We start from the raw sequence: 17,589 nt of genomic DNA, 5'->3' as shown, positions 1-17,589 counted from the left end.
AGACCTACAAGTCGAGCAGGGTCGAAAGACGGGCTTAGTGATCCGGTGGTTCCGCATGGAAGGGCCATCGCTCAACGGATAAAAGCTACCCCGGGGATAACAGGCTTATCTCCCCCAAGAGTCCACATCGACGGGGAGGTTTGGCACCTCGATGTCGGCTCATCGCATCCTGGGGCTGTAGTCGGTCCCAAGGGTTGGGCTGTTCGCCCATTAAAGCGGTACGCGAGCTGGGTTCAGAACGTCGTGAGACAGTTCGGTCCCTATCCGTCGTGGGCGCAGGAAATTTGAGAGGAGCTGTCCTTAGTACGAGAGGACCGGGATGGACGCACCGCTGGTGTACCAGTTGTCATGCCAATGGCATCGCTGGGTAGCTATGTGCGGACGGGATAAGTGCTGAAAGCATCTAAGCATGAAGCCCCCCTCAAGATGAGATTTCCCACACGCAAGTGGTAAGATCCCTGAAAGATGATCAGGTAGATAGGTTCGAGGTGGAAGCATGGTGACATGTGCAGCTGACGAATACTAATCGATCGAGGACTTAACCAATATAAGAAAGTGGAAGCGACTGGTCAGCTTTGAGAGCTGGTGGAAGCCTGAATGGATGAGACGTCAGTCTCAAACAGGCAGGGTGAAGCAGCCGAAAAGCTAGGAGCTGAAACTGGACTAGGTTGATTCTCGGGAATCCCTTACTTTGATGAACGTATCCAGTTTTGAAGGCGCGAGCCTTTATAGTCTAGTGATGACAGCGAAGAGGTCACACCCGTTCCCATGCCGAACACGGAAGTTAAGCTCTTCAGCGCCGATGGTAGTTGGGGGTTTCCCCCTGTGAGAGTAGGACGTCGCTAGGCGGTATTACATAATACCGTGGAGAATTAGCTCAGCTGGGAGAGCATCTGCCTTACAAGCAGAGGGTCGGCGGTTCGAGCCCGTCATTCTCCACCATTATGCCGGTGTAGCTCAACTGGTAGAGCAACTGACTTGTAATCAGTAGGTTGGGGGTTCAAGTCCTCTTGCCGGCACCAGTTTTCTCGAGCCATTAGCTCAGTTGGTAGAGCATCTGACTTTTAATCAGAGGGTCGAAGGTTCGAGTCCTTCATGGCTCACCATGATTTTTTTATGCGGGTGTGGTGGAATTGGCAGACACGCTAGACTTAGGATCTAGTGCCGCAAGGCGTGGGGGTTCAAGTCCCTCCACCCGCACCATTTTAATCATTACCATGCGGGAGTAGTTCAGTGGTAGAACACCACCTTGCCAAGGTGGGGGTCGCGAGTTCGAATCTCGTCTTCCGCTTACTCTATTCAGCGCCCGTAGCTCAATTGGATAGAGCGTTTGACTACGGATCAAAAGGTTAGGGGTTCGACTCCTCTCGGGCGCGCCATAAGAATACATAGAACAATCTATAATCGACGGGGAGTAGCTCAGCTTGGTAGAGCACTTGGTTTGGGACCAAGGGGTCGCAGGTTCAAATCCTGTCTTCCCGACCATCTTTTATAATCACTATGGGGCCTTAGCTCAGCTGGGAGAGCGCCTGCCTTGCACGCAGGAGGTCAGCGGTTCGATCCCGCTAGGCTCCACCATATGTATTTTATGAAGTTACTTTATTTATTGGGCGGCGTAGCTCAGCTGGCTAGAGCGTACGGTTCATACCCGTGAGGTCGGGGGTTCGATCCCCTCTGCCGCCACCAATATAATAAAGGACCTTTAGCTCAGCTGGTTAGAGCAGACGGCTCATAACCGTCCGGTCGCAGGTTCGAGTCCTGCAAGGTCCACCATAGTCTTATTTATACGGAGGTATACCCAAGTCCGGCTGAAGGGATCGGTCTTGAAAACCGACAGGGGTGTAACAGCCCGCGGGGGTTCGAATCCCTCTACCTCCTCCATTTTTTAAATTTAATATCGTCGCGGGGTGGAGCAGTTCGGTAGCTCGTCGGGCTCATAACCCGAAGGTCGCAGGTTCAAATCCTGCCCCCGCAATTATCTGGTCCCGTGGTGTAGCGGTTAACATGCCTGCCTGTCACGCAGGAGATCGCCGGTTCGATCCCGGTCGGGACCGCCATTTTAAGGCTTTGTAGCTCAGTTGGTAGAGCAATGGACTGAAAATCCATGTGTCGGCGGTTCGATTCCGTCCAAAGCCATCTTTGTTGTTTCATGGCGATTGTGGCGAAGTGGTTAACGCACCGGATTGTGGTTCCGGCATTCGTGGGTTCGATTCCCATCAGTCGCCCCATTAGAGTATGCGGGTGTAGTTTAGTGGTAAAACCTCAGCCTTCCAAGCTGATGTCGTGAGTTCGATTCTCATCACCCGCTCCATTATATTTGGGCCTATAGCTCAGCTGGTTAGAGCGCACGCCTGATAAGCGTGAGGTCGGTGGTTCGAGTCCACTTAGGCCCACCATATTTGTTCCACAGTAGCTCAGTGGTAGAGCAATCGGCTGTTAACCGATCGGTCGTAGGTTCGAGTCCTACCTGTGGAGCCATTTTTACGGGGAAGTACTCAAGTGGCTGAAGAGGCGCCCCTGCTAAGGGTGTAGGTCGCGTAAGCGGCGCGAGGGTTCAAATCCCTCCTTCTCCGCCAGTTTTAGGCCCGTTGGTCAAGTGGTTAAGACACCGCCCTTTCACGGCGGTAACACGGGTTCGAATCCCGTACGGGTCATCAATAAAAAGCAGCACGACAATCAATTTGATTGTCGTGCTGCTTTTTATTATCCTTAAAACTGCCTTTCAATTAAATCGGGCAAATCGTGGTCATTATAGAACAGAACACATATCACAAATAAATTCCTAAATAGTTACTTCATTTGGGACCTTAATCAAAACGTTGAAAGTAAACATTCAGCTATAGCGGCAACAAGTCAAAAAAGTTCCCCTTCAAAATAAAAGAAGGAGAACAAGATTAATCTCTATTCATCATCAGGCATAATTTTACGATGCTTGCCATCAATTTCATTAGCTACATCTTCATCCTCATAATCTTCCTCATAAAGATCATCATAGGTTTTCTCACCGCCTGCCATATCTGAAGGCGTCTCAGATGTGCCGTATCTGGCAGCCTCATCAAAACTGTTTTCATAATCCCTTACACCTTCATCCTCACCACGGTAAGGATGATCAGTAGACGGACTGATCACTGACTCTTCACTTGGACGCTGATTCTGATTATGATATGTCTCAGTATGCTCAACACAAGTAAGTGCTGTTGGCATCGCCTCGAGGCGTTCAAAAGGGATATCCTCACCACTAACAGCACAAATGCCGTACGTTCCTTCATCCATAGCTTTTAATGCTGCATTAATGTCGTCAAGTTCTTTTTGCGTATGTTCTTCCAGTGCCAGATCTTTTTCACGTTCATAAAGATCTGTTGCATTGTCAGCGGGGTGATTATCGTAATTCGAGAGTTCAGTATTCTCGTATTCCTCTGTATTTTCATTTTGTTCGATGATCTGCTTTTTACGTGTATATAATTCATCTTTTAATGTATTTTGCTGCTCTTTTGTAATCATATTTATTCATCCTTCCTTCTAATCTGCTGCATATTACAGTTTATCCTTCTGACAGGAATTAAAACCTTTTAAACGTTTGTCAAAGCTCAAAAATAAAAACCCCGCCTGATATGAGCGGGGTTCTGTCTTATGAAAAGTATCCGATTAGTAAGCCGATTGATAAAAGGAATCCGAATATCGTATTGGTCTGCGCCGTTGCTTTCATTGCTGGCATCATTTGCATCGGTTTTGTTTTGCCGATAAATCCTTTTGTGGCTTTTACTGCTTTAGGGATACTCAGGAAGCTGATCAGCATCCATGGTGTGACTGCTCCCGTGATGACAAGGATGATGACAAATCCATAGGCAGTAGCAAACATTGAAGCAAGGAAATAGATGGCGTATTTACGCCCTAACAGAATCGCAATTGTTTTTCGGCCGTTTTCTTTATCGCCGTCCAGGTCGCGTATATTGTTTGCAAGAAGGATTGCTCCTACTAAGATTGATACTGGAATTGACACAAACATAGCGATTGTATTGATCATTCCGGTCTGAATGTAAAATGAGATCAGGATGATGACAAATCCCATAAAGAAGCCTGCAGCGAGTTCTCCAAATGGTGTGTATGCGATCGGTACAGGTCCGCCTGTGTAAAAGTAGGCTGCTGCCATACAGATTAATCCAATTACAGCGATCCACCATGAGCTGTTGACACAGATGTAAATACCTAACAGGAGTGCCACTCCGAACAATGTATACGCGAGGTTAATCACTGTTTTAGGTTTAACCCCGTTACGAACAATTGCCCCGCCGATTCCGACAGAGTTTTCATTATCGAGACCGCGCACGTAATCAAAGTATTCATTGATCATATTTGCTGCTGCCTGAATCAGAATGCTGGCTGTTAACATTGCCAGAAAAAGCAGCCAGTCCATTTCAGCATAATTTAATGCAAGTACTGTACCAAGCAGAACGGGTACAAAAGCTGCAGTTAGTGTATGGGGGCGTGTCAGCTGCCACCAGATTCTCCACCCCTGATCGCGTTCAGGTCTTTCACTCATATTGATTCTCTCCCAACATGTCTATTAAAGTTCGCATAAGCGAATTGTGACAAAAATATCTTATTCTATTATATCGTTTTTAAATAGGTAAAAAAAGAAACAGATTGTTTAGAAAAGACTGTAAAATCTTCAAGTGTAAACCGTTACAAAAAAAGCATTCAAAAATGACGATTCGTTGACAGTGCTGTCAAAAGAAGTGTATCTTTAAGAGAGTAAACCATGGACAAATGTGCGTTTTTTTGGAGGGAAGCACAGTGAGAATCCTACATCAATCACAAGGATTTACAACTTTTGAACAGGCGTATGAAATGGCGGAAAAGTTGAATCGACCTGTCTTATATAGTAAAACGATGAAAGTCGAATCGATAGACCCTCTTCAGTTTTATGAAGCGGGTTATTCTATCTTTAACGGAAACCGGTCTTTCTGGCAGGATCCAAAGTCAGAGCTTATCTTTGCAGGTGCCGGTTCTGCAAAAACATTTTATATTAAAGAGCATGAGCGGTTTGATTCACTGAGTGATCAGTGGAAAGCATTCCTCAAAAATGCGGTTATTGAAAAAGGGGACGCTTGGACCGGACCGATTATTTTCGGCGGTTTCTCATTTGATCCCGAGAAAACAAGAAGTACAGAGTGGTCTGCTTATGAGCAGGGTTATTTCCAGCTGCCTGCTTTTATGCTGACTGTTGATCAGTATGGCAAGACCTTTTTAACCATAAATGTTGAATGCAAAAAAGGTGACAGTGCTGTTCAGGTATGGAATCAGATGCAGAAGCAGAAGACTGCATTGCTGCATAAATCTGTAAGCAGTATAAAGGATGTAAATGTTTTATCAATAAAGGAATTTGAGCCGGCAGAATGGAAGTCCTCACTGACATCGGTTGTGAAGCAGATTAATCGCGGTGAGATTGAAAAAGTCGTGCTGGCAAGAAAAGTGAAGGTTACTTTTGATGACAAAAAGCGTTCTGACTCTGTACTAGAGAAGTTAAGAGATGATCAGAGTGAGAGTTTTATATTCTCTTTTGAGTCAGGGGACAGCTGTTTTATCGGGGCAACACCGGAGCGGTTAATTAAAAAGCATCAGAAAAAAGTGCTCTCGACGTGTCTTGCGGGGTCTATTGCCCGTGGCAAGACCGTTAAAGAAGATCAGCAGTTCGGGAATGAATTGCTTCATGATGTGAAAAACTTAGGAGAGCATGAAATTGTTGTGCGAATGATCTCAAAGAGCCTTGAAGATCTATGTACTGAATTATCTGTGCCGGAACAGCCGGTCCTGATGAAAATGAGAGATATTCAGCACCTTTATACACCGGTTGAAGGAATTACAGACCGAACATCTATTCTGGATTTTGTAAAGGAACTTCATCCTACACCGGCACTTGGCGGTACACCTACAGATGAAGCCATGCAGATTATCCGCGTGAAAGAAGAGATGGATCGGGGCTTTTATGCAGCACCGGTTGGCTGGCTGAATGCAGAAGGTGACGGTGAATTTGCTGTTGCTATCCGTTCAGGGCTGCTTTCAGGTAACCAAGCTTATTTGTATGCGGGCTGCGGTGTAGTGAAGGATTCTGATGCTGAAAGTGAGTATCAGGAAACATTGATTAAGCTGCGTCCGATGGTGAGAGCTGTAGGAGGAACGATTTCATGAGTCATAAGAAGAATTTAACAGTTTACGTATCATCTTTTATAGAACAGCTCTATCAAAGCGGCGTCAAAAGAGCAGTGATCAGTCCCGGATCACGCTCTACGCCGCTTGCTTATTTATTGGAAAATCATCCGCATATTCATACATATGTAAACGTGGATGAACGCTCTGCCGCTTTTTATGCACTCGGAATGGCTAAAGCTTCTCAGGAGCCGGTTGTGATTGTCTGTACATCAGGCACTGCTGCTGCGAACTATTATCCGGCTGTTGTAGAAGCGCGGTACGCAAGGGTGCCCCTGATTGTCCTGACAGCAGATCGTCCACACGAACTGCGTGATAATGGTGCGCCTCAGGCAATTGATCAGATTAACCTGTTTGGCAAACACGCCAAGTGGTTTTTTGATATGCCGCTTCCTGAGTCTGAAGTGAATATGCTGCAATACACAGGAAGAATTGCTGCAAAGGCTGCTGCAAAATCAGCTGCCTCACCTAAAGGGCCGGTTCACCTGAATTTTCCTTTCAGAGAGCCGTTATCACCGGACTTGTCATACAAACCTGAGAATCAGCCTTTGTCTGCCGTATATTTAGCTGAAAAGCAGTTAAATGATCGTTACCTATCAGACCTTACAGCGCAATTAAATCAGTCAAAAAACGGTCTGATTATTGCAGGGCCTTCAGAAGATCAGCAATCTGCTGCAGCAATTATTCGCCTAGCTGAAGCAACCGGCTTCCCGGTACTGGCTGATCCATTAAGCGGACTGCGCACACTGATGACAGAACATCCTTCTGTCATTGAATGCTATGATGCATTTCTAAGAGACGACGAAGTGAAAAAGAATCTTCAGGCGGACCTCATTATCCGCTTTGGCGGCATGCCGGTTTCAAAGGCGCTGACGCAGTATGTTAAAGGGAGTGCATGCAGTCAGTGGCTGATTGATGAAGGTGCTGACTGGCGTGACCCGACTTCATCAGCTACGCATTATCTAGAAGTAAATGACTCGCTTTTAGCACAGCAGCTTGCGAAAGCAGCAGATCAGGACAATGATGATTCATGGCTTTATCAGTGGATGACGCTCAATGAAAAAGCAGAACGTGAAATCCGAGCCTACATTGACAATGAAACAGATGAAGGAGCGGCTGTCGGAACTTTACTGGAGTCTCTGCCTGAAGGGGCACATCTGCTGGTAGGTAACAGTATGCCTGTCCGAGATGTGGATACGTTCTGGATCCGGGGAATGAAGCCATTCCACGTCTGGGCCAATCGCGGGGCAAATGGAATTGACGGAGTTGTCTCGACTGCGCTCGGCATTGCAGCTGTGAAACAGGAACCGGTTTATTTATTAATCGGTGATTTGTCGATGTTCCATGATTTAAACGGACTTCTTGTGACAAAACAGCATGCGAGTCAACTACAGATTGTTGTGATGAATAATAACGGCGGGGGAATCTTCTCGTTTCTTCCACAGGCAGCAGAGCCTGAGCATTTTGAAACGTTATTTGGCACACCGCCATCACTTGATTTTAAGCATGCAGCAGCGCTTTATGACCTTAATTATGACCGGTGTGAAACGAAAGAGGCACTTAAGGAATCACTCAATTCCGACAGTACGCAGCTTAAAATGATGGAAGTCATCACTGATCGTGAAAAGAATACAGCTTCACACCGTCAGCTATGGAAAACCGTCGCTCGTGCAGTGCGGGGTGACTAAATGATTGTAAACGGGGAAGAATATCACATTGAGATTGAAGGCAGCAGCAAGCCGGTTGTGCTGCTGCACGGCTTTACCGGAAGTACAAAAAGCTGGTCAAGGTTGATACAGACTTTTAAAAATGAGTTTCAGATGATCGCAATCGATTTGCCGGGACATGGTCATACGAAGGTTACAAGTAGTGAAAAATACAGGATGGAACAGGCCTGCGAATCAATTAAAACCATTCTTGATCAGTTAGCAATTAAAAAGGCGGCTTTTATCGGTTATTCAATGGGCGGCAGAACAGCGCTCGCTTTTGCGAATATGTATCCTGAGCGCGTCAGCTGTCTCGTGTTGGAGAGTGCATCTCCAGGTCTTAAAACGCCAGACGAACGTTTAGCAAGACAGAAAAGTGACGCTGAACTTGCTGCTTTTATTGAAAACGAAGGGATTGAACGCTTTACTGACAGGTGGGAGCAGGTGCCGCTGTTTGAATCCCAAAAGCATTTAAGTGCTGAAAAACGTGAAGAGATCCGCGCAGGCAGACTGAAGAATACAGAAGAAGGTCTTGCTGAAAGTCTGCGTTATATGGGTACAGGCAGCCAGAAATCATATTGGGAGCATCTCAACACGCTTCATATTCCTGTTTTACTGTTAACCGGAGAATGGGACCGGAAGTTTATCAATATCGCAAATGAAATGGAGAAATTACTTCCAAATGCTATGCATCAGAACATTTTGCACGCTGGACATGCAATACAGGTGGAACAGCCGGAAAAATTTGATACAATGGTAAGGGAGTTTTTAAATAAAAACTCAACTACATATTAAGGAGGTTTCTTTCATGACTCGTGAATGGGTACAGGAACGAAACTATGAAGATATTTTATACGAAACGTATAATGGGATTGCAAAAATCTCAATTAATCGTCCGGAAGTGCGTAATGCTTTCCGTCCAAAAACAGTAATGGAGCTGATCAATGCTTTTGCTTTTGCGCGCGATGACTCTAAAATCGGTGTAATCGTGCTTGCAGGTGTCGGCGATAAGGCATTCTGTTCGGGTGGAGACCAGAGCGTTCGCGGACATGGCGGTTATGTAGGTGAAGACGAGATTCCACGTCTGAACGTACTTGACCTTCAGCGTCTGATTCGTGTGATTCCTAAGCCGGTTATTGCAATGGTATCAGGTTATGCAATTGGCGGCGGGCACGTCCTGCACGTTGTTTGTGACCTGACAATTGCTGCTGATAATGCAATCTTCGGTCAGACAGGACCTAAAGTCGGTTCATTCGATGCCGGTTATGGTTCAGGCTATCTTGCACGTATTATCGGACACAAGAAAGCACGCGAGATCTGGTTCCTTTGCCGTCAGTATGATGCAAAAGAAGCGCTTGACATGGGCTTAGTAAACACAGTTGTGCCGCTTGATCAGCTTGAAGATGAGACGGTTAAATGGTGTGAGGAAATGCTTGAAAAGAGTCCGACTGCACTGCGCTTTGTAAAAGCTGCAATGAATGCAGATACAGACGGTCTTGCTGGTCTTCAGCAGTTTGCAGGAGACGCAACACTTCTTTATTACACAACTGATGAAGCAAAAGAAGGCCGCGATGCCTTTAAAGAGAAGCGTAAGCCTGACTTTGGTCAGTTCCCTCGTTTCCCTTAAATCGATGAATCTGCCCTGTGAGCTCCGGCCTGCAGGGCGTTTTTTCTATTTTAGCTTTGTTAAAGTTGGCTGCTGATTGCAGCGAGAGGGGGACTTCGCGGCCGTGCGGTGAGCCCGCAGGCTTCGCCCAGGCATCACACACACGTCTCTTACTGCCACAGAAGTCGCCCCCTGCAGCGAGAATCATCAGCTGTGCAGAAACAATAATGATCTTTAACTAAGCTTCAATTTGTGAAAGGAGGATACATATATGAAAAGTTGGCTTGAGAAGAGAGCTGCTTTATCGCCGGATCAGATTGGACTTTATTCAGGTGATAAAAATGCCTGGACATTCCGTGACATGAATGAAGAAGCGACTGAACTGGCTGAACGAATCGCGCCGTATATACAGAATCAGGCACCAGTCGCACTGCTTATTACGAATCAGCCTCAATCTGTTTTTTTGATTCATGCACTTCAGAAGATCCGGGTACCGGTTTTGATGCTGAATAACCGTCTTTCACAAAATGAATGGCAATATCAGCTTGAAAATAGTGATGCACAGTTAGTTATTTATGAAGATCAATTTGCAATAGAAGCAGATAGAGCTCTTTCAATTGGTGAACTAAGAAATGGTGTACGTCAAAAAGTTCAGGCATTTAAAAAAGAAGACGTATGCTCAATTATGTATACATCAGGTACCACAGGAAATCCAAAAGGCGTTATGCAGACTTACAATAATCATTTTGCAAATGCAACCGGCTCAGCATTTAATATCGGTCACAAGCCGGATGATATCTGGATGTGTGCAGTTCCATTATTTCATATCAGCGGCTATTCGATTCTGATGAGAAGTGTGATTTATGGCATTGCTGTGAGACTGTATGAAAAGTTTGATGAGCGCGGTATACATGCTGATCTTATAAGTGGGAAAGGTTCCGTTATTTCAGTTGTCACAACGATGCTTCAGCGGCTGCTTGATGTGAAAAATGAAAGTTACCATCCTTTTTTCAGGTGCATGATTTTAGGCGGGGGACCGGCTCCTTTACATATAGTGGAACGATGTCATCATGAGCAGATTCCCGTTTTTCAATCGTATGGAATGACGGAAACGGCTTCACAGTTCACCACTCTTTCTCCTGCTGACGCAACGCGTAAAACAGGCGCTTCAGGAAAACCGCTTTTTCCGGGTGAAATAAAAATTGTCGATGACCAGGGTGGGGACTGTGCTGCAAATGTAATTGGTGAGATTCTTGTGAAAGGTCCTTCTGTTACAAAAGGGTACCTGAACAACGATCAGGCTACGAAAGAGGCATTCGCTGAAGGATGGCTGAAAACTGGTGACGTCGGATACCTGGATAATGAAGGGTTCTTGTTTGTTGCTGACAGGCGTTCAGATCTGATTATTTCAGGTGGTGAAAATATTTACCCTGCGGAAATAGAATCTGTGATTTCAGGTCATCCTTCTGTAAAAGAAGCAGGGGTCGTTGGTAAAAAAGATGATCAGTGGGGAGAGGTGCCTGCCGCCTTTGTCGTTTTAATTGAGCAGATAGAAGAAGAAGACCTGCACACCTTTGTTAAAGAGAGGTTAGCAGGCTATAAGCGTCCGAAAGTCTATCATTTTACAGATGAATTGCCGAGAAACGCAGCAGGAAAGCTGGTCAGAAGAAAGTTAAAAGAGGAGATCAATCATGAATCTTTCTAATGCCGTCTTCAGTAGAATCAACATGACGTTAAAAACTCCTTTTCATACAAGTCTTGGAACGGTAACGGAGCGGGAAGGGCTTGTGCTGGAATTGTTTGATGGAAACGGGGCGTGCGGTCTTGGGGAAGGTGTTGCCTTTTCATCGCCCTGGTATACAGAAGAAACAGTAGAAACGAGCCTTGAGATGATTCGTGAGCATCTACTGCCATTATTATTTCAGGAACCAATTACTCATCCTGAAGATCTTGAAAAAAGATTTTCTTCAGTAAGAGGGAACCCGATGGCAAAAGCTGCAGTGGATATGGCTGTCTGGGATTTATATGCAAAGCAGCAGGGCAAGCCTTTATCAGACTGCATCGGAGGAACAAGATCGCATGCGCTCGCAGGAGTTGCAATCGGATCAAAGAATCTGGATGATCTGCTGAATCAGGCTGAACAGGCACAGAAACAGGGGTACCAGCGGATTAAAGTTAAAATACGTCCCGGATATGATCTTGTGCCACTCAAGGCACTGAAAGACCGGTTCCCTGATATTCAAATTCTTGCAGATGCAAATTCAGCCTACCACGGCTATACAAAAGACCTTTTAGCACTCGATGACCTCGGTCTCCAAATGATTGAGCAGCCTTTTTCACCGGATGACCTTGCTCGGCATGCAGCCATTCAACGTGAAATGAACACGCCCATTTGTCTTGATGAAAGCATCAATTCTTACGGAGCAGCAGTGAATGCGGTTGAATTTAAGAGCTGCAGAGTAATTAACCTCAAAATTGGACGGGTTGGCGGAGTAACGATCGCAAGAAGAATTCATGATCTGTGCATGAAGCATGAAATCCAGGTCTGGTGCGGTGGTATGCTGGAATTTGGTATTTCAAGGGCACACAACGTTTCGCTATCTCTACTACCGGGCTTCACAATACCAGGAGATTTGTCAGCTTCAAACAGATACTGGACAGAGGATATTACTACGCCTGAACTATTAGTTGATAAAGGGCTTGTTGAGCCGTTTAAAGGAAACGGCATTGGGGTTAAGCTTAATAGAAGACGGCTTAATGAAGTGACGGTTGAGAGGTTTGAATATCAAAAATAGACATTGGCAAACGCCAATGTCTATTTTTACGTTATTCTGCATTCATCGCTGTTCTAAGTGATTCAATATTTTTCTCCATCAATGAGAAATATGTTTCTTCGTTCTCGATATTCTCTTCAGTCAAGGTAGATAAGTTATGCACAGCAAGCGTTTCTGCACCAATTTCTTCCTGAATCACATCTGTTAATTTTGTAGTAACATTCTGTTCAACCAAAATATATTCTACATTTTGAGACGAAGCAGATTCAATCAGCTCAGTAAGCTCGCGTTGTGAAGGCTCGTCTGTGGTTGAAATGCCGGCAATTGCCTGCTGCTCAATACCGTATCGGCTTTCCCAATAACCAAAAGCTGCGTGTGAAACAAAGAACTGATTAATTTCAGCTTCACTTGCAAGCTCTTCAAACTGATGATCAAGCTCATCAAGGCGTTCAACCAGGTTTTCGTAGTTTTCAGTGAAATACGCTTCCTGTTCCGGCATTTCTTCAATCAGTGTATCTTTTACTGATTCAGCTAATGATTTTGACAGGACTGGGTCGAGCCATACATGAGGGTCTGTATCACCATGATCATGTCCTTCGTGACCTTCTTCATGAGCGTGCTCGTCTTCTTCATGAGCATGCTCGTCCGAATGTTCTTCTCCTTCGTGTTCAGCGTGTCCTTCTTCGAGCTCAGCATCACTTATAGCATCAGCTGTAGCTACCATATTCAGGTTCTCACTCGCTAATACATCAGTTGCATTCTCAACAAATCCTTCAAGTCCAAGACCAATGTAAAAGAATACATCTCCCTCAGCAAGGTCAATCATATCTCTTTGGGAAGGTTCAAATGTATGTTCATCTGCTCCCGGCGGATAGATTGTTTCAACTGATACGTATTCGCCACCAATCTCCTCAGCAAAATATTGAAGTGGATACACAGTCGTGTAAACTTCAAGCGCATCTTCATTGCTTTCAGTCTCGTTTGATCCTGTATTACAGCCGGCAAGTATCCACGGGGCTACAGCGGCTAACATAAGTAATGATTTTTTCTTCATAGTGCACCTCGTTCTAAATAGTAATTGTTACGATTTATGATTCAACAATCGTTACTTTACTATGAAACGAAAAAGATTGCAAGAGAAAACCGTCAGGAATTTTTTCTTCCTGACGGCCATTTATCCGGAACATGGTCAACGCCGCCCGGGTGCAGCGGCTGGCATTTTAAAATTCTGATCATCGTCATAAGTCCGCCTTTAAATGCACCGTGTTTCTGAATGGCTTCAAGCCCATATTGTGAACACGTCGGGTAAAAGCGGCAGCTGGGCGGGGTTAATGGAGAAATACCTTTTTGATAAAAACGGATCACTGCAAGCATCATTTTTTTCATACTTTCACCTCGATCGTTACATTAATTACAGTGTAGCACGAGATTGCTTACAGTAAACCATACATGCTCAGGACGTTTAAAATCAGTAAGGAGTGGTAGAGAATAAGTAGTGTACATTTTATTGAAAGGATGATGAATCATGAGTACAAATCCCGAATTAGTAAAAAGCGTAAATACACAGATCGCAAGCTGGACGGTGCTTTACACAAAGCTACATAACTATCACTGGTATGTAAAAGGACATCAGTTCTTTACCCTTCACGAAAAGTTCGAAGAGCTCTATAACGAAGCAGCGATCCATATTGATGAGCTTGCAGAAAGGCTGCTCGCGCTGAAAGGTGAGCCGGTTGCAACACTTAAGGAATCTCTTGAGATGTCTCTTGTAAAAGAAGCAGCCGGTGGAGAATCCGCTGATCAGATGGTCGAAGTGCTTAATCAGGATTTTGAAACACTGATGAATGATTTAAAAACAGGTATGGATCTTGCGCAGAAGGATGACGATGAAATGACGAGTGATATGCTGCTATCAGTTCACCAGAGTCTCGAAAAACATGCGTGGATGCTTCGTTCATTCCTTGGAAAATAGTTAGCGGGCACTGCTACTTTGCAGTGCTTTTTTTAATGGCTAATGATAATATGATCCTAAGGAGTGATGATATGGAAATCTCTTCAATCATGGCTAAGCAGACAGCACAGATTCAACAAACAGCAAGCTTAAGTATTATGAACAGCGCAATGACTCAACAGGCAGCAGGCGCTGTTGCAATGCTAGAAGCAATGAATAATCAGGGCGGCACACCTGCCCCACACCCGCATAAAGGTCATATGATTGATCTGAAAGGGTAAGAAAAAAGGATGGGACCACGGTGTCCCATCCTTTTAAAATACGTTAATGATAAAAAGTTTTTGTGTCATCTAATTTTTCAAGTCGGCCTTTAAGTGATTCTACTATGTATAGACGAATAAAATAAGCGAGTTCATCTTCTGACAGCTCTTTTATCATTTCTTGAAGTTCAGTATGGTCTAACTGCTCAAGTATTGTGAACGCTATCATATCAAGATCTTCCTGACTGCCCCGGATTTTACCTTTATACATTTCAAAAATTTCATCTACGAGTTTCATATCCCCGTCCTCCTTTCAAGATGTCCAGGAAATCCGTAGTTCGTATGTCTCACTACTACTATACCCGGGAAGTCTTTTTCTAATCATGAAGATTACTGGTAATGGACATACTGAACGGAAAGGAGTGATGAAAATGGAGCAGAAAAACACATACTATGTTTCAGTTGCCAGACGGGAAATTTTAAGAAGCGGCACTGATTCTCCTTATGAATTTGTTGTAAATGCGACAGATGATGAAATTACAAAATTGAGGATTCTGTTCGACCGGAATGAGGAAACCGAGATGGAAGGGTTTCTAACCGGCCAAATGCCTTCAGTACCTTACCACTTGGATGGAGCCAATCAGGAGTCAGACAATCAGCTGATTAAAATCTACAGACTGATCGGAGAAATTGGCGATGAGGAGGCAAGGAATCACATTGTCACAATGGGAATAAAACCGCCTACAGAAGAGCATCCGTTTATTGATAGAGAACATTAGACAGATTCAGCCTTGTGACAATCATCACCATCACGGAGATGTAAAGTTAATGCCGCAGCGAGTTGATTAAAAAAGGCTGGGACTTCTCCCAGCCTTACATCATTTTTAAAGCTCAATCTCCTCAGCAGACTCAATAACCTCCTGAGGCACCTCGATCTCTTTAACCTCATTATAATGAGTGTACTCAGACTCAAGCTTTTGTTCCATCGTCATGGATTCCTCAGCAAACTTCATATTCATCGTCATATCAAGATCCAGTGATTCAATCAGGAAGCTTTCTTTATCAATTGTAATCACATACAGCACATCTTCAAAAGTAGTGTTCTGGAATAATGCTTCTGCCGGAATACCAAGCCCGAGATCAGGCATTAATTCGCCGGTCTGCTCAATCAGCATATCGCTAAACTTTTCACCGGAAGCATTCAGCGTTAAAATAAAGCTGTCATCATCCTGTTCAAAAGTAAAATCTTCAATATAGGCTTCAAGGTTTTCAAGCTCGCTTGCAGGGTTTGATTGTGATTCATTCATTTGAAGCAGCTGCTCTAACATTTCAGACGGAAGCTTAGCCCAGCCGCCCGTAGAGGGGTCTTGCATGAAAAAACCTTCTTTGGTCATATAGGATTCAATAGTGAAACTCTGTTCTTCAGCCTCTTCACCAGTCATTTTTGTCGTGTTGACCTGGTGAACGGTCAGTGGGCTGTTGATCATGGACATGTCAATTTCAGATACTGAATTGATGGTTGCCTCAGACCCCATTGTTACAGACTGATTCAGTACAGCAGTTGATTTTACGCTTTCAATTTCATTATTTTTTTCAAGCGCTTTGCTGTATACCTCTTCAAGGGTCATCGATGATGTGTCTTTACTTCCATCAGCAGGTTCAGCGGTTTCCGTGCATGCGGTTAAGGTTAAAGTTAAAGCAGCGGTTGTAAATAGAATTGATTTCTTCACCCAATCATCTCCTTATTTGTAGGTCCTTACCAAATATACGGATCAAGATTCAAAAAGTTTCAATTATTTTGAAAGCAGGTGGCTTATATGTATCAATTTACAGACAAAAATGGTTACACAGTTACATATTCTTACGACGATCACCCATTTTCGTCCTCGCCTGCACACGTGTTTATTTTAACACGCTATAACGGACAGTGGGTGTTAACTCAGCACCTAAAGAGAGGGATTGAGTTCCCGGGCGGCAAGGTTGAAAAAGGTGAATCAACGGTTGAAGCAGCAGGCCGGGAAGTGATGGAAGAACTCGGTGGAAAAGTTGGTGAACTGATCTATATCGGGCAGTATAAAGTGGATGTGGAGCCGGAAATCATTAAATCAGTTTATTACACTGAACTGAGCTCTCTGACACCAAAGCCCCACTATCACGAGACAGACGGGCCGGTCATGGTGACAGGCGATATTTTAAAAGAACGCTTCAAAGATGAGTTCAGTTTTATTATGAAAGATGAGACGGTCAGGCTATCGATTGAATATATTCAGCATGAACTGGATGGAGGGAAAAGCATTGGGTAAAAATGGTGAGATCATTCGCAAGCAGCTTTATCCATCCCCAAACCCGCACATTGTGATGCATGAAGTGCTTTACTGGTCTGAAGGTTTGAAAGTGAAAGGCTTGCTGGCAGAGCCTGCTCAGGAAGGGAAGTATGACGGCTTTTTGTATCTGCGTGGCGGAATCAAGGGAATCGGTATGGTCCGCCCATCAAGAATTGCCCAGTTTGCCTCACAGGGATTTATCGTGTTTGCCCCTTATTACCGTGGTAACAGAGGGGGAGAAGGGAATGAGGATTTTGCTGGTGAAGACAGGATGGACGCAGTTAATGGTAATATCATTTTAAGAAATCATCCGTCGTTTTCAGGTCACCTGCATGTGTTCGGCTTCTCGCGAGGCGGTGTTATGGCACTGCTTGCAGGCATTGAGGATGCTGGAATTTCCTCGGTTGTCACATGGAATGGCGTTTCTGATATGGTGCTGACTTATCAGGAGCGAAAGGATATGAGAAGAATGATGAAGCGCGTCATTGGTGGTTCACCAGCAAAGGTGCCTGAAGCTTATACCTGGCGAACACCACTGAATGAAATTGATAAGCTCAACTGCCCGGTGCTCATTATTCACGGTGAGCTGGATGACAATGTATCACCTGAGCACGCATATCAACTGGAAGAGAAGTTGAAGGAGCATAATAAATCAGTAGAGAGCTGGTATTATACTGATTTCCATCATGCATTTCCACCGCTCGATAATATTGCCACAGTGAAGAAACTAACGGACTGGATGAAAAAACAAAGGAGCTGAA

The 17,589-nt window shown here is 44.6% G+C and carries 17 protein-coding genes, 20 tRNA genes and 2 rRNA genes (1 of these 39 cut by a window edge); 33 read left to right on the top strand and 6 right to left on the bottom strand.

Annotated elements, in window-relative coordinates:
* The 22 genes from LG330_RS13085 to LG330_RS12980 all read left to right on the top strand — a co-directional run.
* Positions 1-546, top strand: a 23S ribosomal RNA gene (locus LG330_RS13085) (it extends 2,381 nt beyond the left edge of the window).
* A gap of 186 nt (positions 547-732) precedes the next feature.
* A 5S ribosomal RNA gene (gene rrf, locus LG330_RS13080) occupies positions 733-848 on the top strand.
* Between the two features lie 18 nt (positions 849-866).
* Positions 867-942: transfer RNA gene (locus tag LG330_RS13075), tRNA-Val, on the top strand.
* Between the two features lie 4 nt (positions 943-946).
* Positions 947-1,022 (top strand) — tRNA-Thr (locus tag LG330_RS13070).
* Between the two features lie 8 nt (positions 1,023-1,030).
* Positions 1,031-1,106 (top strand) — tRNA-Lys (locus LG330_RS13065).
* 12 nt (positions 1,107-1,118) lie between these two features.
* Positions 1,119-1,203: transfer RNA gene (locus LG330_RS13060), tRNA-Leu, on the top strand.
* 16 nt (positions 1,204-1,219) lie between these two features.
* A tRNA-Gly gene (locus LG330_RS13055) sits at positions 1,220-1,291 on the top strand.
* Between the two features lie 11 nt (positions 1,292-1,302).
* A tRNA-Arg gene (locus tag LG330_RS13050) sits at positions 1,303-1,379 on the top strand.
* Positions 1,380-1,408: 29 nt separating this feature from the next.
* Positions 1,409-1,485, top strand: a tRNA-Pro gene (locus LG330_RS13045).
* 17 nt (positions 1,486-1,502) lie between these two features.
* Positions 1,503-1,578: transfer RNA gene (locus tag LG330_RS13040), tRNA-Ala, on the top strand.
* Between the two features lie 31 nt (positions 1,579-1,609).
* A tRNA-Met gene (locus LG330_RS13035) sits at positions 1,610-1,686 on the top strand.
* A 10-nt stretch (positions 1,687-1,696) separates the two neighbouring features.
* Positions 1,697-1,773, top strand: a tRNA-Ile gene (locus LG330_RS13030).
* A 15-nt stretch (positions 1,774-1,788) separates the two neighbouring features.
* Positions 1,789-1,881, top strand: a tRNA-Ser gene (locus LG330_RS13025).
* Between the two features lie 20 nt (positions 1,882-1,901).
* A tRNA-Met gene (locus LG330_RS13020) sits at positions 1,902-1,975 on the top strand.
* Positions 1,976-1,981: 6 nt separating this feature from the next.
* Positions 1,982-2,057: transfer RNA gene (locus LG330_RS13015), tRNA-Asp, on the top strand.
* A gap of 6 nt (positions 2,058-2,063) precedes the next feature.
* Positions 2,064-2,136 (top strand) — tRNA-Phe (locus LG330_RS13010).
* Between the two features lie 16 nt (positions 2,137-2,152).
* A tRNA-His gene (locus LG330_RS13005) sits at positions 2,153-2,228 on the top strand.
* A 9-nt stretch (positions 2,229-2,237) separates the two neighbouring features.
* Positions 2,238-2,311 (top strand) — tRNA-Gly (locus LG330_RS13000).
* Positions 2,312-2,319: 8 nt separating this feature from the next.
* A tRNA-Ile gene (locus LG330_RS12995) sits at positions 2,320-2,396 on the top strand.
* A gap of 7 nt (positions 2,397-2,403) precedes the next feature.
* A tRNA-Asn gene (locus tag LG330_RS12990) sits at positions 2,404-2,478 on the top strand.
* A gap of 7 nt (positions 2,479-2,485) precedes the next feature.
* Positions 2,486-2,576 (top strand) — tRNA-Ser (locus tag LG330_RS12985).
* Between the two features lie 6 nt (positions 2,577-2,582).
* Positions 2,583-2,654, top strand: a tRNA-Glu gene (locus tag LG330_RS12980).
* Positions 2,655-2,901: 247 nt separating this feature from the next.
* Here the strand turns inward: LG330_RS12980 and LG330_RS12975 are convergent.
* Both LG330_RS12975 and LG330_RS12970 read right to left on the bottom strand, forming a co-directional pair.
* A complete protein-coding gene (locus tag LG330_RS12975) occupies positions 2,902-3,501 on the bottom strand; it encodes a TraR/DksA C4-type zinc finger protein (RefSeq protein ID WP_404404494.1) in 600 nt (199 codons plus the stop codon).
* A gap of 127 nt (positions 3,502-3,628) precedes the next feature.
* Entirely contained in the window at positions 3,629-4,540 is a 912-nt protein-coding gene (locus LG330_RS12970; RefSeq protein WP_404404492.1) for a 1,4-dihydroxy-2-naphthoate polyprenyltransferase, read from the bottom strand.
* 254 nt (positions 4,541-4,794) lie between these two features.
* Here LG330_RS12970 and LG330_RS12965 point away from each other — a divergent pair, with 254 nt between their 5' ends.
* The 6 genes from LG330_RS12965 to menC all read left to right on the top strand — a co-directional run bounded on the left by LG330_RS12965 (position 4,795) and on the right by menC (position 12,314).
* Positions 4,795-6,189 carry an isochorismate synthase MenF gene (locus LG330_RS12965; protein ID WP_404404490.1) on the top strand — a complete coding sequence of 465 codons (1,395 nt, stop codon included), beginning with the start codon at positions 4,795-4,797 and terminating at the stop codon, positions 6,187-6,189.
* Positions 6,186-7,895, top strand: a complete 1,710-nt coding sequence (menD, locus tag LG330_RS12960) for a 2-succinyl-5-enolpyruvyl-6-hydroxy-3-cyclohexene-1-carboxylic-acid synthase (protein WP_404404488.1) — start codon at positions 6,186-6,188, stop codon at positions 7,893-7,895. The genes LG330_RS12965 and menD overlap by 4 nt, the downstream gene beginning before the upstream one ends.
* Positions 7,896-8,708: a 2-succinyl-6-hydroxy-2,4-cyclohexadiene-1-carboxylate synthase gene (menH, locus tag LG330_RS12955; RefSeq protein ID WP_404404486.1), complete on the top strand. Its 813-nt coding sequence runs from the start codon at positions 7,896-7,898 to the stop codon at positions 8,706-8,708.
* Positions 8,709-8,721: 13 nt separating this feature from the next.
* Positions 8,722-9,540, top strand: a complete 819-nt coding sequence (menB, locus tag LG330_RS12950) for a 1,4-dihydroxy-2-naphthoyl-CoA synthase (RefSeq protein ID WP_404404484.1) — start codon at positions 8,722-8,724, stop codon at positions 9,538-9,540.
* 250 nt (positions 9,541-9,790) lie between these two features.
* Positions 9,791-11,224, top strand: a complete 1,434-nt coding sequence (locus LG330_RS12945) for an o-succinylbenzoate--CoA ligase (protein ID WP_404404482.1) — start codon at positions 9,791-9,793, stop codon at positions 11,222-11,224.
* Positions 11,211-12,314 (top strand): o-succinylbenzoate synthase, encoded by a 1,104-nt coding sequence (gene menC, locus LG330_RS12940; RefSeq protein WP_404404480.1) that lies wholly within the window; start codon positions 11,211-11,213, stop codon positions 12,312-12,314. Before LG330_RS12945 ends, menC begins: the two co-directional genes overlap by 14 nt.
* A 31-nt stretch (positions 12,315-12,345) precedes the next feature.
* On the opposite strand, the gene LG330_RS12935 is transcribed toward menC, so the two are convergent.
* Positions 12,346-13,347 (bottom strand): metal ABC transporter solute-binding protein, Zn/Mn family, encoded by a 1,002-nt coding sequence (locus LG330_RS12935; RefSeq protein ID WP_404404478.1) that lies wholly within the window; start codon positions 13,345-13,347, stop codon positions 12,346-12,348.
* Between the two features lie 92 nt (positions 13,348-13,439).
* Positions 13,440-13,679: a membrane protein insertion efficiency factor YidD gene (gene yidD, locus LG330_RS12930; protein WP_404404476.1), complete on the bottom strand. Its 240-nt coding sequence runs from the start codon at positions 13,677-13,679 to the stop codon at positions 13,440-13,442.
* Positions 13,680-13,818: 139 nt separating this feature from the next.
* Here yidD and LG330_RS12925 point away from each other — a divergent pair, with 139 nt between their 5' ends.
* Positions 13,819-14,265, top strand: a complete 447-nt coding sequence (locus tag LG330_RS12925; RefSeq protein WP_404404474.1) for a Dps family protein — start codon at positions 13,819-13,821, stop codon at positions 14,263-14,265.
* 71 nt (positions 14,266-14,336) lie between these two features.
* Positions 14,337-14,525: a putative motility protein gene (locus tag LG330_RS12920; RefSeq protein ID WP_404404472.1), complete on the top strand. Its 189-nt coding sequence runs from the start codon at positions 14,337-14,339 to the stop codon at positions 14,523-14,525.
* Between the two features lie 43 nt (positions 14,526-14,568).
* Here LG330_RS12920 and LG330_RS12915 read toward each other — a convergent pair whose 3' ends face one another.
* Entirely contained in the window at positions 14,569-14,802 is a 234-nt protein-coding gene (locus LG330_RS12915; RefSeq protein WP_404404470.1) for a DUF6154 family protein, read from the bottom strand.
* Between the two features lie 133 nt (positions 14,803-14,935).
* On the opposite strand from LG330_RS12915, the gene LG330_RS12910 reads away from it, so the two are divergent.
* Entirely contained in the window at positions 14,936-15,283 is a 348-nt protein-coding gene (locus LG330_RS12910; protein WP_404404468.1) for a hydrolase, read from the top strand.
* Positions 15,284-15,388: 105 nt separating this feature from the next.
* Here the strand turns inward: LG330_RS12910 and LG330_RS12905 are convergent, their stop codons facing one another.
* On the bottom strand, positions 15,389-16,234 hold the full coding sequence (locus LG330_RS12905) for a DUF6612 family protein (protein ID WP_404404466.1): 846 nt from the start codon (positions 16,232-16,234) through the stop codon (positions 15,389-15,391).
* Between the two features lie 87 nt (positions 16,235-16,321).
* On the opposite strand from LG330_RS12905, the gene ytkD reads away from it, so the two are divergent.
* Entirely contained in the window at positions 16,322-16,807 is a 486-nt protein-coding gene (ytkD, locus tag LG330_RS12900; RefSeq protein ID WP_404404464.1) for an RNA deprotection pyrophosphohydrolase, read from the top strand.
* Positions 16,808-16,862: 55 nt separating this feature from the next.
* The gene (locus LG330_RS12895) at positions 16,863-17,588 is read left to right on the top strand and encodes an alpha/beta hydrolase family protein (RefSeq protein WP_404409600.1); all 726 of its coding nucleotides are present in this window, start codon (positions 16,863-16,865) and stop codon (positions 17,586-17,588) included.
* Position 17,589: the final 1 nt, after the last annotated feature.

This window comes from Jeotgalibacillus malaysiensis (genome assembly GCF_044789845.1).
GTDB classification, from domain to species: Bacteria; Bacillota; Bacilli; order Bacillales; family Jeotgalibacillaceae; genus Jeotgalibacillus; species Jeotgalibacillus malaysiensis_A.
This window is presented reverse-complemented; position numbering and strand designations above follow the sequence as displayed.

What these genes read in the sequence shown, in the direction of transcription:
- LG330_RS12975 (WP_404404494.1), bottom strand. Translation starts at nt 3,501, where the DNA reads ATGATTACAAAAGAGCAGCAAAATACATTAAAAGATGAATTATATACA.
- LG330_RS12970 (WP_404404492.1), bottom strand. Translation starts at nt 4,540, where the DNA reads ATGAGTGAAAGACCTGAACGCGATCAGGGGTGGAGAATCTGGTGGCAG.
- menD (WP_404404488.1), top strand. Translation starts at nt 6,186, where the DNA reads ATGAGTCATAAGAAGAATTTAACAGTTTACGTATCATCTTTTATAGAA.
- menH (WP_404404486.1), top strand. Translation starts at nt 7,896, where the DNA reads ATGATTGTAAACGGGGAAGAATATCACATTGAGATTGAAGGCAGCAGC.
- menB (WP_404404484.1), top strand. Translation starts at nt 8,722, where the DNA reads ATGACTCGTGAATGGGTACAGGAACGAAACTATGAAGATATTTTATAC.
- LG330_RS12945 (WP_404404482.1), top strand. Translation starts at nt 9,791, where the DNA reads ATGAAAAGTTGGCTTGAGAAGAGAGCTGCTTTATCGCCGGATCAGATT.
- menC (WP_404404480.1), top strand. Translation starts at nt 11,211, where the DNA reads ATGAATCTTTCTAATGCCGTCTTCAGTAGAATCAACATGACGTTAAAA.
- LG330_RS12935 (WP_404404478.1), bottom strand. Translation starts at nt 13,347, where the DNA reads ATGAAGAAAAAATCATTACTTATGTTAGCCGCTGTAGCCCCGTGGATA.
- yidD (WP_404404476.1), bottom strand. Translation starts at nt 13,679, where the DNA reads ATGAAAAAAATGATGCTTGCAGTGATCCGTTTTTATCAAAAAGGTATT.
- LG330_RS12925 (WP_404404474.1), top strand. Translation starts at nt 13,819, where the DNA reads ATGAGTACAAATCCCGAATTAGTAAAAAGCGTAAATACACAGATCGCA.
- LG330_RS12920 (WP_404404472.1), top strand. Translation starts at nt 14,337, where the DNA reads ATGGAAATCTCTTCAATCATGGCTAAGCAGACAGCACAGATTCAACAA.
- LG330_RS12915 (WP_404404470.1), bottom strand. Translation starts at nt 14,802, where the DNA reads ATGAAACTCGTAGATGAAATTTTTGAAATGTATAAAGGTAAAATCCGG.
- LG330_RS12910 (WP_404404468.1), top strand. Translation starts at nt 14,936, where the DNA reads ATGGAGCAGAAAAACACATACTATGTTTCAGTTGCCAGACGGGAAATT.
- ytkD (WP_404404464.1), top strand. Translation starts at nt 16,322, where the DNA reads ATGTATCAATTTACAGACAAAAATGGTTACACAGTTACATATTCTTAC.
- LG330_RS12895 (WP_404409600.1), top strand. Translation starts at nt 16,863, where the DNA reads ATGCATGAAGTGCTTTACTGGTCTGAAGGTTTGAAAGTGAAAGGCTTG.